This is a genomic window from Lacibacter sp., from assembly GCF_035299325.1.
In the GTDB taxonomy this organism is placed as follows: Bacteria; Bacteroidota; Bacteroidia; order Chitinophagales; family Chitinophagaceae; genus Lacibacter.
This window is the reverse complement of sequence record NZ_DATGWT010000007.1, coordinates 71,626-86,863: the sequence shown is the minus strand read 5'-3', so window position 1 is coordinate 86,863 and position 15,238 is coordinate 71,626. Positions and strand designations below refer to the sequence as shown.

The 15,238-nt window shown below is 40.6% G+C and carries 13 protein-coding genes; 1 reads left to right on the top strand and 12 read right to left on the bottom strand.

Annotated elements, in window-relative coordinates; translation table 11 throughout:
• Window positions 1–6: 6 nt before the first annotated feature.
• The 6 genes from mnmE to VK159_RS06270 all read right to left on the bottom strand — a co-directional run bounded on the left by mnmE (window position 7) and on the right by VK159_RS06270 (window position 5,104).
• A complete protein-coding gene (mnmE, locus tag VK159_RS06295; protein WP_324229285.1) occupies window positions 7–1,386 on the bottom strand; it encodes a tRNA uridine-5-carboxymethylaminomethyl(34) synthesis GTPase MnmE in 1,380 nt (459 codons plus the stop codon).
• 38 nt (window positions 1,387–1,424) lie between these two features.
• Window positions 1,425–1,895 carry a biopolymer transporter ExbD gene (locus tag VK159_RS06290; protein WP_324229284.1) on the bottom strand — a complete coding sequence of 157 codons (471 nt, stop codon included), beginning with the start codon at window positions 1,893–1,895 and terminating at the stop codon, window positions 1,425–1,427.
• Window positions 1,896–2,042: 147 nt separating this feature from the next.
• Window positions 2,043–2,870: an energy transducer TonB gene (locus VK159_RS06285; RefSeq protein WP_324229283.1), complete on the bottom strand. Its 828-nt coding sequence runs from the start codon at window positions 2,868–2,870 to the stop codon at window positions 2,043–2,045.
• Between the two features lie 51 nt (window positions 2,871–2,921).
• The gene (locus tag VK159_RS06280) at window positions 2,922–3,485 is read right to left on the bottom strand and encodes a biopolymer transporter ExbD (RefSeq protein WP_324229282.1); all 564 of its coding nucleotides are present in this window, start codon (window positions 3,483–3,485) and stop codon (window positions 2,922–2,924) included.
• Between the two features lie 30 nt (window positions 3,486–3,515).
• Window positions 3,516–4,184, bottom strand: a complete 669-nt coding sequence (locus VK159_RS06275; RefSeq protein WP_324229281.1) for a biopolymer transporter ExbD — start codon at window positions 4,182–4,184, stop codon at window positions 3,516–3,518.
• A gap of 62 nt (window positions 4,185–4,246) precedes the next feature.
• On the bottom strand, window positions 4,247–5,104 hold the full coding sequence (locus VK159_RS06270; protein WP_324229280.1) for a MotA/TolQ/ExbB proton channel family protein: 858 nt from the start codon (window positions 5,102–5,104) through the stop codon (window positions 4,247–4,249).
• Window positions 5,105–5,403: 299 nt separating this feature from the next.
• Here VK159_RS06270 and VK159_RS06265 point away from each other — a divergent pair, with 299 nt between their 5' ends.
• Window positions 5,404–7,968, top strand: a complete 2,565-nt coding sequence (locus VK159_RS06265) for a zinc-dependent metalloprotease (RefSeq protein WP_324229279.1) — start codon at window positions 5,404–5,406, stop codon at window positions 7,966–7,968.
• 76 nt (window positions 7,969–8,044) lie between these two features.
• On the opposite strand, the gene VK159_RS06260 is transcribed toward VK159_RS06265, so the two are convergent.
• From VK159_RS06260 to VK159_RS06235, 6 genes are all read right to left on the bottom strand, one after another.
• Window positions 8,045–9,322 (bottom strand): ABC transporter permease, encoded by a 1,278-nt coding sequence (locus VK159_RS06260; protein WP_324229278.1) that lies wholly within the window; start codon window positions 9,320–9,322, stop codon window positions 8,045–8,047.
• A gap of 156 nt (window positions 9,323–9,478) precedes the next feature.
• Window positions 9,479–10,858: an NADH-quinone oxidoreductase subunit N gene (locus VK159_RS06255; RefSeq protein ID WP_324229277.1), complete on the bottom strand. Its 1,380-nt coding sequence runs from the start codon at window positions 10,856–10,858 to the stop codon at window positions 9,479–9,481.
• 18 nt (window positions 10,859–10,876) lie between these two features.
• On the bottom strand, window positions 10,877–12,313 hold the full coding sequence (locus tag VK159_RS06250) for an NADH-quinone oxidoreductase subunit M (protein ID WP_324229276.1): 1,437 nt from the start codon (window positions 12,311–12,313) through the stop codon (window positions 10,877–10,879).
• A gap of 18 nt (window positions 12,314–12,331) precedes the next feature.
• Window positions 12,332–14,239 (bottom strand): NADH-quinone oxidoreductase subunit L, encoded by a 1,908-nt coding sequence (gene nuoL / locus VK159_RS06245; protein ID WP_324229275.1) that lies wholly within the window; start codon window positions 14,237–14,239, stop codon window positions 12,332–12,334.
• 66 nt (window positions 14,240–14,305) lie between these two features.
• The gene (nuoK, locus tag VK159_RS06240) at window positions 14,306–14,641 is read right to left on the bottom strand and encodes an NADH-quinone oxidoreductase subunit NuoK (protein ID WP_324229274.1); all 336 of its coding nucleotides are present in this window, start codon (window positions 14,639–14,641) and stop codon (window positions 14,306–14,308) included.
• 92 nt (window positions 14,642–14,733) lie between these two features.
• On the bottom strand, window positions 14,734–15,237 hold the full coding sequence (locus VK159_RS06235) for an NADH-quinone oxidoreductase subunit J (RefSeq protein WP_324229273.1): 504 nt from the start codon (window positions 15,235–15,237) through the stop codon (window positions 14,734–14,736).
• Between the last annotated feature and the right edge of the window lies 1 nt (window position 15,238).

Genomic DNA, 15,238 nt, shown 5'->3' with positions numbered 1-15,238 from the left:
CTTTTTTTATTTGCCGATACAGAACTTACTAAAGATATAATCCAACCGGTCTTCATTGGTAATCTCACCTGTTATCTCACCAAGAAAATGAAGACACCTGCGAATATCCAATGCCAGCAGATCGCCGGGCAATTGATTATCTAATCCTGCTTTAATATCGTTCAATGATTTTTCCACTTCCTGCAACGCTGTATAATGCCGTGCATTGGTAACAATGGTGCTTTCTGTTTGTATAGTTCCCTGCACTACTTTATCAACCAGGCGCTCTTTCAATACATCAATATGTTTGTTTGATTTGGCGGCAATAAAAAAAACGCCGTCACCTGGATATTTTTGTTGCGCTGCATCTTCACCCAGTACATCCACTTTGTTACCAATAAGCAGGTAACTTTTGTTTTGTTCCTGCACTTGCAGTAATGCTGTTTCCAGATCAGCTTTTGATTCGGTGTTTACATCAAAGAGATAAAGCACAAGATCGGCCTGCTGCATTTTCTCCATGCTTTTTTCTACACCAATTACTTCAATCGCATCGGTGCTTTTGCGTATACCTGCTGTATCGATCAAACGAAAAAGAATACCATTGATGTTGATCACTTCCTCAATGGTGTCTCTTGTTGTACCTGCAATTTCACTTACAATTGCCCTATTCTCATTCAAGAGCGTATTCAGTAATGTTGATTTACCTGCATTGGGTTTACCAACAATGGCTACACTTACACCGTTCTTGATCACATTCCCTAATTGAAACGACTGCAACAGATCAGTAGTTACTTTTTGTGAGCGATGAATGAGCTCATAGAATTTCGTACGATCAGCAAACTCCACATCTTCCTGCGAAAAATCAAGTTCGAGTTCAATCAATGCGGAGAAAGTGATCAGTTGCTCTCTCAGTTCTTTTAATACAGTTGAAAACCCGCCACGTATGTTATGCAAGGCAGTTTTTTGTGATGCTTCTGTATTACTGGCAATAAGATCAGCCACTGCTTCTGCTTGTGTAAGATCAAGTTTGCCTTTCAAAAAAGCACGTTGTGTAAATTCACCGGGCTTTGCTAAACGTGCACCATACTTTACAATTGTATTGATCACCTGCTCCTGGATAAACGGAGAACCATGACAGGAAATTTCAATCACATCTTCACCTGTATAACTCTTAGGATTTTTAAACAACGATACAACCACTTCGTCCAGCACTTTATCGCCATCTTTCAAAAAACCAACATGAATGGTATGCGATGTTTGTTTTGAAAGATCCTTGGAAGGAAACAATTGATTAACGATTTCAATTGTCTTTGGTCCGCTTAAACGGATCACGCCAATAGCACCTACTCCATTTGGCGTTGCAAGTGCAACAATGGTATCGTCCCAACCAGATAATTTTCCGAGCATGCTGCAAATTTAACGGTTGCTGACATGCTGCACTACTTTTACTGCTTCCCGTCGAGCAAAACGTATTTGTTGATGTCAAGAATTTTCATTTCATCGAGCACATCAATTATTTCCTTGTAGGAGGTCTTTTTGGTTGGCTCAATAAGAACAACATAGTTTGAATCCGTACCAATCTTTTGAAGAATGCGGTTGCGTTTGTCAATTAAATGAGTTCGGACAGAATTGTGTGCGTAAAGAGCAAGTGTACCTTTCTGCAAAGGCTTTTGCTCAAACCCTTCGTAGTAGTCAACAATGCCGTCACCTTTCAGTTGTAAAGTGATGGTCGCTGATTCAGGTGTATTGGTGTGAATCTCCACCGGGCCGTCATCAGGCATATTGAGCTTAAACGCTTTTGCTTCTGTAAGTTTAGTGGTAAAAATAAAGAAGGTGATGAGCAGAAATCCAAGATCAACCATTGGAGCGAAATCAATTTTGAGTGACCTTTTGTTGGTTTGATTAATTGCATCCATAAGCATGTTTTTAATTGAGATGAAAGGCTCAATAAAATCCATATGAATGCACAATTTAAAATCCATGACTGTATAACGAGGGAAAACAAAAATCCCCATCGGAAATCCGATGGGGAACTTGCTTGTATATTCCTTCTTGAAAAGGTCTTAAGGTTGTTCGTCTGGAAGACGGAACGTAATTTTCTGACGACGCCATGCTTTTACCTGGCGACCGTTTTGAATAGCTGGTATCCATTTAGGTCCACGCTTGATAGCGTTTACCGCTACTTCTGCTAATTTAGAACCTTTCATTGATAATGCTTCCACATTACTTACGTTACCTTCTTTATCCACGATGAACTGAACTTCACATGTACCGGCTTGGCCATCATCAACGAGATCGTCAATGTTCTTTTCTACTTCACGTTGTACATATTGGTTCCATTTTCCTTCACCACCAGGGAACTGGGCTTCAACTTCCACTTTGGTAAATACCTGGTTGGGATCTTCTTTTGGAGCTTCCACTACTTTTGTTTCTTCTTCCACTTTTGGAGGATTCACAATTTCGGGATCCTTAATACCTTCCTGGTCAATTTTACCTACGTTGGTAATTTCTTCCACTTCTTTCACCTCTTGCTTCTCATCAAATTTTTCGTCTTCTACAATTTTAGGAGGCGTAAACTTGGTGATCTCAATTTTTGGTGGCTCCTGCTTTGGAGGCGGCGGCGGAGGCGGCTCAATTTTTTGCTGCTCCTCCGGTTTGATTTCCGCAAGTGTAACGTCCTGCACTTTTACTTTGTTCTTTTGACTGTCACCCACGCTACGACCAACAATTACCATCAGGAAAATCAGCAACGCTGCGCCAGCTGTTATCAACAAAGCGGTAGTTAACCTCTTCTGGTAGTTTTTGCGGAGTTCATAAGCCCCATATTCCTTGTTCCTTTCGTCGAAAAGGATATCAAGAAAATCGGCACTTAATATTTTATTTACTTCCATAATTAACAGTTGTGTTTAGAATTAGATGCTTGTTTGCTTTTTTTCCATAAACTAGTTTCCACCGGCCGGAGCAGCAGGAGGGCTGGATCCTTCAGTAGCGTTGATCAATTCAACTTCAGCTGGAAAAATATCAACAATTGCATATCGCTTAATGTCAGTGATCTGCATTTCGTCAAGCATATCTACCACATTCTTATAAACAGAATTGTCGTTTGGCTTAATAATAATTACCAGATCTTTTTCAGGCGTATTTGCTTTTTTCCTGAGTAATTCGGCTCTGATATCTTTAAAATTAGAAGACTTGAAATTGGATCCGTCTTCGGCCAATTGTCCTTCGTAATAATAAATGTGATTATCCTTACCTAACAACACAGTAAACGCACCTGACGCTTTCGCCTGATTTTGTTCCTCCTCTTTAGCACTATCGTCCGGAACATTGAGCTTAAAAGCCTTAGGCGTGCTCATTGTTGTAGTGAAGATAAAAAAGGTAATTAACAGGAACCCCAGATCCACCATCGGCGTCATATCCACCTTGGTATCCTTACGGGTTTGTTTCTTGACCCCGGGGCCTTTCTTATGCCCCCCACTATCCGGTGCTGATACATCTGCTCCCATAGCGTTTGTTATTAAAGTTAAAAATATTGTTTACTTACCTTCTCTTTGCTTTTTATAAAGAGGCGTTCCGCTTGGCACACCTTCTAATGCAGTGATGAGCTTAAAGGAAAAAATACCATTCTTTTTAAATGCAGCCAGTACATTTTTAAAATAAGGATACTCTGTTCCATTATCTCCATTCAGCATCACGTTCTCAGGCTTGCGGCCACCGGTACCTGTAATTAAGGCGTTTAAATAATCATTTAACTGATTGTTCAACGTGTCTTTAACAGGAATGCCTGGTTGAGAAAATTCTTTATACTGAGCATCGTTAAGCGCCAGGAAACTTTTTAATTGTGTTACCGGAACCCCAATACCTCCAACAGAAAAATTTACAAAGTTTGCAATTTCTGCAGGGGTGAGTCCTAACCCTTTCTGGCGGTTTAACACTTCTGCCGTCAACTGCGCTTTTTCCTTCCCTTCTTTATCGGGACTGAAGCTGATAAACACTTTGCCATCTTTATCAAACGAAACCTTAAACACGTCTTTTTCCGGTTGGTTTATTGATGACACTGAGTGAGGGTTTTGAATTTTAAGCACCTCAGGCGGCTTAAATTTCGTTGCCAACATGAAGAAAGTAAGGATCAGAAACGACAGATCCACAAAGGCTGTCATATCCACCCAGGTACTTTTTTTGGCAATTTTATTGAGTTTAGACATTTACTTACCAGTTTTGTAATGAAAGATTCAATAATTCAAAAAATCCATAAACACTCAATCAATTACTTGTACTGAGTTGCAAAACTTTGAGTTAATGTAAAGCTTGTTTCATCGATACCATAAGTGATACCATCGATCTTTGTTGTAAACACGTTGTACATGATCAATGCAAAAGATGATGTAGCGATACCCAAGGCTGTGTTATACAGGGCCTCAGAGATACCAATCGCCAACGCAGTTGCATCACCACCGCCACCTGCAGCACCCAAGGCACTGAATGAGCGGATCATACCTAATACCGTACCCAACAAGGCGATCAATGTACCCAGCGAGGTAATAGTAGATAAGAATACGAGGTTTTTAGAGAGCATGGGCAATTCCAAAGCTGTAGCTTCTTCCACTTCTTTCTGAATTGCCTGAATTTTCTGTTCATGATCCATTACAGATTCACTTGTCATTTCACGGTATTTTTTCAAACCCGCTTTCATAACATTACCAACAGAACCTTTTTGCTTATCGCACTCTGCAATTGCAGCGTCAATATTTTTGTTTGCGAGGTGATACTGAACTTTACGGATAAAGTCGGTAGCATTACCGGCACCCATTGCTTTGCGGATAGTGAGGTAACGCTCAATAGAGAATACGATTACCATTAAGAACAAGCCGATCAGGAAAGGAACGATGATACCGCCTTCATAGATCTTGTTCATTTCACCAATTGGAGTGTGGTGTTTTGGCCAGAACCATGCACCTGAAGTATCCGGCTCTTTAAACCCGCTTGCGTTACCTAAGATGAAACGCCAGATTAAATAACCTGCAATGATACACACGATTGGCGCTATCCAAGAGATAACGTTGCTGCTCTGCTTTGCTTGACCTGAAGTTGCAGCCTTTGCTGCCGTTGGTTTAGTTTCAGCCATGACAATTGATTTTTTGGTTTTTAATTAAGTAAGTTTTTATTCTTAAATAGTGGTACAATTCTATGAAATTTTCCTTTTCAAAAAATCAAACCATTCCCTTTGTACGGGTGGCACAAGTTAGGGAAATATTTATTTTTACCAACTTCCCGCCATTTTAATTTTTTAGTTTATTTCAGCAAACGATTGTGCCGTTTATCATATTTGTCCGTTCACACCTAACATTTTCCACTCCCATTTTGTATATCTGTGGTTTCGGGCATTCCATTTAATTTCAACCGATTTTTTAAACCAATTAAAGTATGATGAAAAATGTAACATTAGCATCGCTGCTGCTGGCAGGTAGCTTAACGGCAGGGCTGGCGCAAAACCGTCCCACCGTACCCGCTTCAGGAGGTGCTCCAACACAACTACCAACAGGTGCGCCACCAATGGCACAACGTGCAGCAATGCCCAAACCTTATAAAGAGGTAATAACAGACAAGGCCAAGACCGATGAAGGTTTGTTTAAAGTACACATGGTAGATGACAAATGGTATTTTGAATTACCCGACTCTTTGTTGAACAGAGAAATTCTTGTTGTAACACGCATTTCAAAATCAGCTGCGGGTCTAAGCAATGGTTTTTCCGGCTATGCAGGTGATATTGTAAATAACAATGTGATCCGTTTTGAAAAAGGGCCAAACAACAGGGTGTTTTTAAGAAGAGTATCATTTGACCAACGTGGTACTGATGAAAATGGTATGTATAAAGCAGTGGTGAATTCAAATATTCAACCCATTATGCAAACCTTCAGTATAAGTGCATTTGGCAGAGACTCTGTTACCAATACACGTTCTACTGTAATTGATATGACTGATTTTGTTGCAGGTGATAATGATGTATTATTTTTTAGCACTGGATCTAAATCAAGTTTGCAGTTGGGTGCTGTACAGGCAGATAAATCATATATCAATACCATCAAATCTTACCCAATCAATATTGAAGTAAAAACGGTTAAGACTTATGCCCGTGGTGCTGCTGCACCAGGCGCACAGGCAAATCCTTTTTCAGCACAGGGCAGAAGCGGCAACTTTACATTGGAACTTAACAGCTCTATGTTGTTGTTGCCAAAAGTGCCTGCTAAACCCCGTTACTTCGATCCACGTGTTGGTTTCTTTACACGTCGCTACACTGATTTTGATGCAAATCCACAAGGTGTAAAAGAAATTGAAATGGCTGTTCGCTGGAAGCTTGAACCAAAAGATGAGGATATTGAAAAATACAAGCGTGGCGAATTAGTTGAACCAAAAAACCCGATCATTTATTACATCGATCCGGCTACACCAAAGAAATGGGTTAACTATCTTATTCAGGGTGTGAACGATTGGCAAGTCGCTTTTGAAAAAGCCGGTTTTAAAAATGCAATCATGGGTAAGATGGCGCCAACGCCACAGGAAGACAGTACATGGAGTTTGGAAGATGCACGTTTCAGTGCTATCGTTTACAAACCAAGTGAAGTTGCCAATGCAAGTGGTCCTAACGTACATGATCCACGCAGCGGACAAATTCTGGAGAGCCACATCAACTGGTATCATAATGTAATGAGCCTGTTGCGCAACTGGTATTTTATTCAAACAGCTGCTGTTGATCCGGGTTCACGCACAATGGTATTTGATGATGCATTAATGGGCGAATTGATTCGCTTTGTATCATCACATGAAGTTGGTCATACATTGGGTCTTCGTCATAACTACGGTTCTTCTTCTACAGTTCCTGTTGACAGTCTCCGTAATAAAGCATGGGTTGAAGCAAATGGACATACACCATCTATTATGGACTATGCACGTTTTAACTACGTAGCACAACCGGAAGATAATATTTCACGTGCAGGATTATTTCCCCGTATTGGTGATTATGACAAGTGGGCTATTGAGTGGGGTTATCGCTGGATGCCGGAGTACAAAACTGCAGAAGCAGAAGTACCTGTATTGCAAAAAATCACCACTGAGCGTTTAAAGAACAAACGCAACTGGTTTGGTACTGAAACAAATCCTGATGATCCACGTTCACAAAACGAAGACTTAGGTAATGATGCCATGAAAGCAAGTGCTTATGGTATTAAAAACCTTCAACGTATTGTTCCTAACCTCATCAACTGGACAAAGCAGCCGAATGAAAGTTATGAAGGGTTAGATGAAATGTATAACCAGGTGCAAACACAGTTTGGCCGCTACATGGGTCATGTTGCGAAAAATATTGGTGGAATTTATGAAACACCTAAAATGAGTGATCAGAATGGTGCAGTGTATGAGTTTACACCAAAGTCAACACAGAAAGATGCAATGTCCTTCCTGAATCAACAACTGTTTACTACACCAACCTGGTTGATCAATAATGATATCTTCAGCCGTACAGGCATCAACCCGCAGGTTGTTATTGCAAACAGACAGGAATCGATCCTGAACCGCATTATCAGTTCTTCAACCATGACCAAATTGTTTGAAGCAGAAGCTGCCGTTGGCAACAATGCTTACAAAGCAACAGAAGTAATGGATGATCTGCGTCGTGCAATCTTCAGCGAAGTATATAATCGTAAAGCAACAGATGTATATCGCCGCAATCTCCAGAAAATGTTTGTAGAGCGTATCATCACATTGTTGCCTGGCGGTGCTGCACCTCTTTCACTTGGAAGTATTGGTATTACCTTCCAGGTGTCGCCATCACTCAATATCAAAAACACAGATGCGTATTCGATCCTGAAAGGAACATTACGTACACTGCGTAACGATATTAAAGCAGCACTTCCTTTAACAACAGACAATATGACGAAACTGCATTTGCAGGATCTGAGTGATCGTATCACTGATGTATTGGAAAATAAATAAGATCTATCAACTTCTTATAACAAGTGAGCCGCTTCAATTGAAGCGGCTCTTTTTATTTTGTTATACGATAAATAAATTACTCGTAACGTAAAGCTGTAATCGGATCAAGCTTTGATGCTTTGCTGGCGGGGTATAAACCTGCAAGTAATCCCGTAAAGAAACAAATGATGGCACCTAGTGCAGCCCAGCCCCAAGGAACAATAAATCCTGTTTTAAAGAAGATGGCAGCAAGATTCCCAACAAGAATTCCTAATACGATTCCAAAGAAAGCACCGAGTAAACTGATAAGAATACTTTCCCATAAAAACTGTGTGCGGATGCTGGCACCTTTTGCACCAATTGATTTAGCCAAGCCTATTTCCCTTGTGCGTTCGCTCACTGCCACCAACATGATATTGGTTAAACCAATGGCAGCACCAAGCAACGTGATGGCTCCAATAATGTATGCTGCATACTTTACAAAACGAAGTGTATTCTTCAGCGTTTCAACAATACTATCACTTCGATCGATATAAAAATTATCTGCTTCTTTGATGTTTAATTTACGAGCCTGGCGAAATACACCTGTTGCTTCACCAACAGCTGCATCCATCTGTTTAAAATCATTTGCCCTTATAGTAATATTGTAACTGCCGCCGCTATTAAAAACACGACGCACATTGTTGTAGGATACCAACGCCAGGTTATCGAGAGATAAAAATGAACTTGCCCCACGTTCTTTCATTACACCAATAATGCGGTAACGGTTAGATCCAATACGGATAAGTTTACCAATTGCGTAAGACCCTTTCCCTTTAAAAAGTTTGCGTACAAGATCACTGCCAATGATCACTACGTTTCTCCCTGTTTCTACATCCAGTTTATTAAAATCCCGGCCATACTCTAAAGTATAACCGCTGTTAAGCAAGTAATTTTCATCGCCACCAATAACTCTTACATTAGGATTGGTTTTCTCGTTTTCGTACAGTACTGTTGCATTACCACTGGCAAATTTTGAAATACTTACGGTGGCTGGGAATGCAAACTGATCTTTAAACCTCCTGGCTTCTTCAAACGAAATAAACCTGTCGAGATTTGAGTTGCGTTGTTTGTTGCCACCTTTCTTGGTTCTGGTGAGATCGCTTCTTGGCCCGCCGCCAAAACGGATATTCCGCTCTTTGAAACGTATGCTGAATGAGTTTGCACCAAGGATAGAGAAGTTCTCATACAAACTCTGGTTCATTGCTTCAATGGCGGTAATAATACCAATAAGTGCCATGATACCGAATGCAATGATAGAGACAGTAATGCCAGTACGTAATTTATTAGAACGTATGGTGCGCCATGCCAATGATAAGATGTCAGAGAATGTCATTGTTGAGATGTAAACAAAGCAGCTTCCGTTTGATTCCTGCTTTATTCATTTGTGAAGTTAAGAAAGCTGTGGGGAATTGCAAGTTGTTTCCATGAATGGCATTGCCACCCACCACCGCAGAGATCAACAACTAAAAAAATTGTATTAAAAGGACGATCAGAACAATGTAAGCCAGTTCAGCAGCAAGCTTGGGTAAACACCTAACAGGATCACCACAGCCGCCACAGTAACCAATAACGCTTTAAAAGGAGTTGTGATCACCATTTCCTGTCCCTCTCCTTCTTTGAAATACATTGCCTGGATCACACGGAAATAATAATACACACTTACAGCTGCCATTACAACTGCAAAGATCACCAACCACAGGTAGGTGCCAGTTTTAACCGCTGCTGCAAGAACAAAATATTTAGCGAAGAAACCGGCTGTTAAAGGAATACCGGCCAAAGAGAGCAAACAAACAGTTAATACCAATGCGACCAATGGTTGCTTTTTAGCAAGACCATTGAACCCATCGAACGTATAGTCTTTCATTTTCACCAACACGGCAAAGATGCCGATAGTAGCAAAACAATAAGCAGCTGCATACAATAACAAACCCTGCTTCGCCATATCGTTGATGGCAAATACAGCAAACATCATGAAGCCTGCCTGTGCAATACTTGAATAAGCCAGCATACGCTTCACGCTTTGCTGATAAACAGCGGTAATATTTCCAATGAACAACGTAAGAGCAGTTATAATAGCAACGGTCATTTGCCAGCTGCCGGTTTTATTGCCAAATGCATTTGCAAACAGGTTAACAAAACCAATGAACACCGCCGCTTTTACAATGGTTGCCATGAATGATGTGAACACAGTTGGTGCGCCATCGTACACATCGGGCGTCCAGAAATGAAACGGAGCGGCTGACACCTTAAAGGCAAGCGCCACCATGATCATTACAATTCCGATCAACATGAATATCTTATAATCTTCCTGCGGGTCCACGATCAACTGCTCTAATTGGAATGAACCTGTTGCTCCATAAAGAAACGCAATACCCATGAGCATGATACCAGTTGAGAATGATCCCATCAGGAAATATTTCAATGCAGCTTCATTACTCTTGAGGTTTCGCTTATCGGATCCGGTAAGAATGTATAGCGGAATAGAAATAATCTCAATACCGATAAACAGAATAAGCAGGTTGTTGAACAATGCTACTAAACCTGCACCACTCATGACAAAAAAGATCAACGCAAAATATTCGAACGGATGATTACCCACAGCTTCCACATCTTTGCCGCTGAGCAGGATGTACATGATAAGAGCAAGGACAAGAACAGTTAAGAACAACAAACCAAAGCGTTCGTATTGCAGCATACCATTAAAGTTGCTGTTGATGATCATTTTACCGGAGAGATCAAAAAAGTTACCAATCAGTAAAGCAATCGATCCAATCAATGCAACAGTTTTAGCAGACGATTTGTCTTTTAAAAACAAACCGCTGAACATCATCACAATACCCCAAATCGCCGAAATTAAAATCAGGTTCATCGTTCTTCGTTGAATAAATTATTTAAACACACCAAGTATCAAGGTTACCGTATCTGTTGTTAATTCAAATACCGGTTTGGGATAAACTCCCATTACAAAAATGGCCACTACAATTACAGCAAGGCTGGCTTTTTCAAACCATGTAATATCTTCTCCTTTCGCTGTTAATGTATTTTCGTTTCCGTAGAATACTTTCTGGATCATTCGTAATGTATAGATCGCACTCAGGATAATGCTCAATCCACCCACTGCTGCATACCACACATTGAATTTGAACAAACCGTTGAACATTAAGAATTCGCCAATGAATGCATTGGTTAATGGCAAAGCCACGTTTGCTAATGCCACAATCACCAATAGAATCGTTAAGCCCGGCGCTTTTTGTGCCAGTCCACCCAATTCACTCATCTTACGTGTGCCGAACCTGCGTTCGATCAATTCAATGACGATCCACATACCCAACACATTCACACCATGACTGAACAACTGAATCATTGCACCTTGCAAACCACTTTCGTTGTTTACAAACAATGCAGCAGCCATCAAACCAATATGTGCAATGGAAGAATAAGCGATCAAACGTTTAATATCATCCTGCTGCATGGCAAGAATGCTGGCGTAGATCATACCGATCACACTTAAACCAATCACAACATTATCGTATTGCACAGCAGCATCAGGGAACAAGGGCAACAACCAACGGATCACTGCAAACAAACCCATCTTCACCATCAATGCACTCAACACCATTGTTACGGCTGTTGGTGATTGTTCGTATGTATCGGGCTGCCATGTATGAAAAGGAAACACCGGCATCTTCACCGCAAATGCAATAAAGAATAACCAGAACAACCAGGATTGTTGGTCACCGGATAATTTCACTGCATACAATGATTGCATGGAGAATGATGCGTCAGCTGTTTGATAGTACATATACAACAAACCTACCAGCATCAATAATGAACCGATGAATGTATAAATGAAGAATTTGAATGTAACTGCAATTCGTTTTTCACCACCCCACTTGCTGCAGAGGAAGTAAACAGGTATCAATGCCAACTCCCAGAAGAAGTAGAACAACAATCCATCAGCTGCAAGAAATACGCCGGTGATGCCGGCTTGTGCCAGCAACATTAATCCATAAAAACTATTGGGCGATGCATAACTGCTTTTCCAAGTTGAAGCAAAAATAATAGGATAACAAAGTGCAGTTAAGAAACAAAGTAATGTGCTTACACCATCCATCTGCAAGGCAAATGATGAGCCGAGCATCGGTAACCATTCTGCCGTAAAGCTTCTGCCAGCTTCATCATGCATCAACAGGTTAACACTCATAGCTGCCAACGTAACCAACGATACCACAAAGCTCCACAGCTTTGCCTGGCTTTCCTGTTTCACAAAAAATGTAACAAGACCACCAATTAACGGAACCAATATCAACAATAATGCAGTCATAAACAGTTTTAACCCGATTTATTTAAGGATTGTAATTGTGATCACAAATAATATCAAAATACCCAACACCATCCAAAGCACATAGGAACCAACCTGTCCACTTTGCAGTAAACGCAACTGACGACCACCCCACTGTACACTCTTACCCACTCCGTTTACAATTCCATCAATGCCACTCTTCTCAATAAAACGATTAGCGAATACACCCAAACCATTCAATGGTTTTGTGATGATGTTGTTGTATAGTTCATCTACATACCATTTGTTGGCCAATACTTTTCCAAAACCTTCTGCTTCGCCGGTTTCAGGCTTTTTGCTGAAACGGTTCAATGCATAAAAAATGGAAAGAACAATGAGCGTTATACTTACAGCTAACAAAATATATTCGGTTGAATGCTCAACGTGATGTGCTTCTGCAATTTCAGTTGATGCTTTAAATACAGGTGCTAAATAATGTTCCAGCTTATGTGCATCGGCTGCAAACAATTCAGGAATACCAAGAAAACCTGCAACGATCGCTAATACAGCTAATACTACCAATGGCATGGTCATTTGCCAGGGGCTTTCATGCAAGTGATGTTCCAGTTCATGTGTACCACGGAATGTTCCACTAAACGTCATGGCGTATAAACGGAACATATAGAATGCAGTCATTAATGCACCTGCCAACCCAATTACATAATAAACAGGATTCGCAGCAAATGCATGCACCAAAATTTCATCTTTTGAGAAGAAACCACTAAACGGAGGAATACCGGCGATGGCAATACAACCGGCTAAGAATGTCCAATGTGTTGTGGGAAGTTTTTTTGCCAGGCCACCCATCTTGCGAATGTCTTGCTCATGATGCATGGCATGAATAACAGAACCGGCACCTAAGAACAACAATGCTTTGAAGAAGGCGTGTGTCATTACATGAAACACTGCACCGGTGTAAGCACCCACTCCTAAACCAAGAAACATATAACCTAACTGACTAACCGTTGAGTAAGCCAGTACTTTTTTAATATCGTTTTGCTTGATGGCAATGGTTGCAGCAAGAATAGCAGTTGCTAAACCAACCACCGCAACTACTGTTTGTGAAACAGGCGCAAGCGTATATAAAATATTGCTGCGTGCAATCATGTAGATACCTGCGGTAACCATCGTTGCAGCGTGGATGAGTGCAGATACGGGTGTTGGACCTGCCATCGCATCGGGTAACCAGGTATACAAAGGAATTTGTGCACTCTTACCGGTAGCACCAACAAACAATAACAAGGTGATCACCGTTAAAATAGCTGTATCTGTTCCTTGTGCATTTGCAAATACTTCACTGTATGTTAATGACCCAAACTGTTGAATGATGAAGAACAAGCCTAATAAAAATCCAAGATCACCAATCCTATTCATCACAAAGGCTTTGCGTGCTGCATTGCCATATTCATTATTCTTAAACCAATAACCGATGAGTAAATAAGAACAAAGACCAACACCTTCCCATCCAATAAACATGATGAGATAGTTAGCGCCCAACACCAGCAATAACATGCTGAACACAAACAAATTCAGGTAAGCGAAGTAGCGTGCAAAATGATGTGGTTCTTCTTCGTGCATGTAGGATGTTGAATATACATGAATGAGAAAGCCAACACCGGTGATGATCAGTAGGAACAAAGCAGACAACTGGTCAACCTGGAAAGCGAAAGGAATATTCAACCCCGCTACATTGATAAACTCAAACAGGTTTACTGTTGTTGCTGTAAACCCTTCTGCTCTTGTTTCGTTAAAGATCAACAGGCTCACAATAAACGACGCAAGAATTACTCCGCTGCCAATAATGCCGCTGAGCGATTTGCTGAGATTCTTCCTTCCTAATCCATTGATCAAAAAACCGATCAACGGAAACAACGGAACCAAATAAACCAGGTCGATAATACTGCTCATAATAGTCAAGTACGAACTACGAAGCTGGAAGTACGTACCTCGTACTTCTTACCTCATACTTCTGTATTAATGTTTAAGTCTGTTCAAAAAGTTTACATCCACGCTGTGAATATTCCTGTACATCATTACAATAATGGCCAGTCCCACACTTACCTCTGCTGCTGCCACCACCATAATAAAGAATACAAACAATTGTGCTTCTGTTCCTGCTACAGCAGAAGGACTAACAGCTACTGCATTGCCATAATGCATTTTTGAAAATGCAACCAGCAAAAGGTTCACCGCATTCAGCATTAATTCAATACACATAAAAATGATGATAGCATTGCGGCGTGTTAACACACCCGCTACTCCAATACTGAATAACGCAACTGCAAGAATGATATAATAATTGATCGGCATAACTCAATTTGAAAATTTCTCAATTTGAAAATTTGAAAATTGTCAATCAGTTCATCATTTTCAAATTCTCAAATTTTCTAATTACTAATTTCTTAATCTCCCTTCTTTCCTATTACCACTGCACCTATCATGGCGCTTAAGAACAACACACTGCTTATTTCAAATGGCAATACATAATCGGTAAACAATGTTTTACCTAATGTTTTAATCAAACCTGCTTCACCACCCATGTTCACTTGTTGCGCCTGCAAGGTTTCTGTTTGGCGCAATGCAGCTACAAACACCAGCATCAAACTGCCGCCTGCAACAGCACCTGCTATTTTCAACCATTTGTTTTTCTGTGGTTCGTTATCTGCATTCATGTTCATGAGCATGATCACGAAAAGGAACAACACCATGATCGCACCTGCATATACAATAATGTTCACTACAGCCAAAAACTGTGCGTTCAATAAAATATAATGACCGGAAATTGCAAAGAATACAACAACCAACCACAGTACACTGTATACCGGGTTTTTGCTGGTAACCATCATCAATGCTCCGCCGAGTGCCATTGCACTGAGGAACCAGAATAGAATTTCAGTAATGCTCATG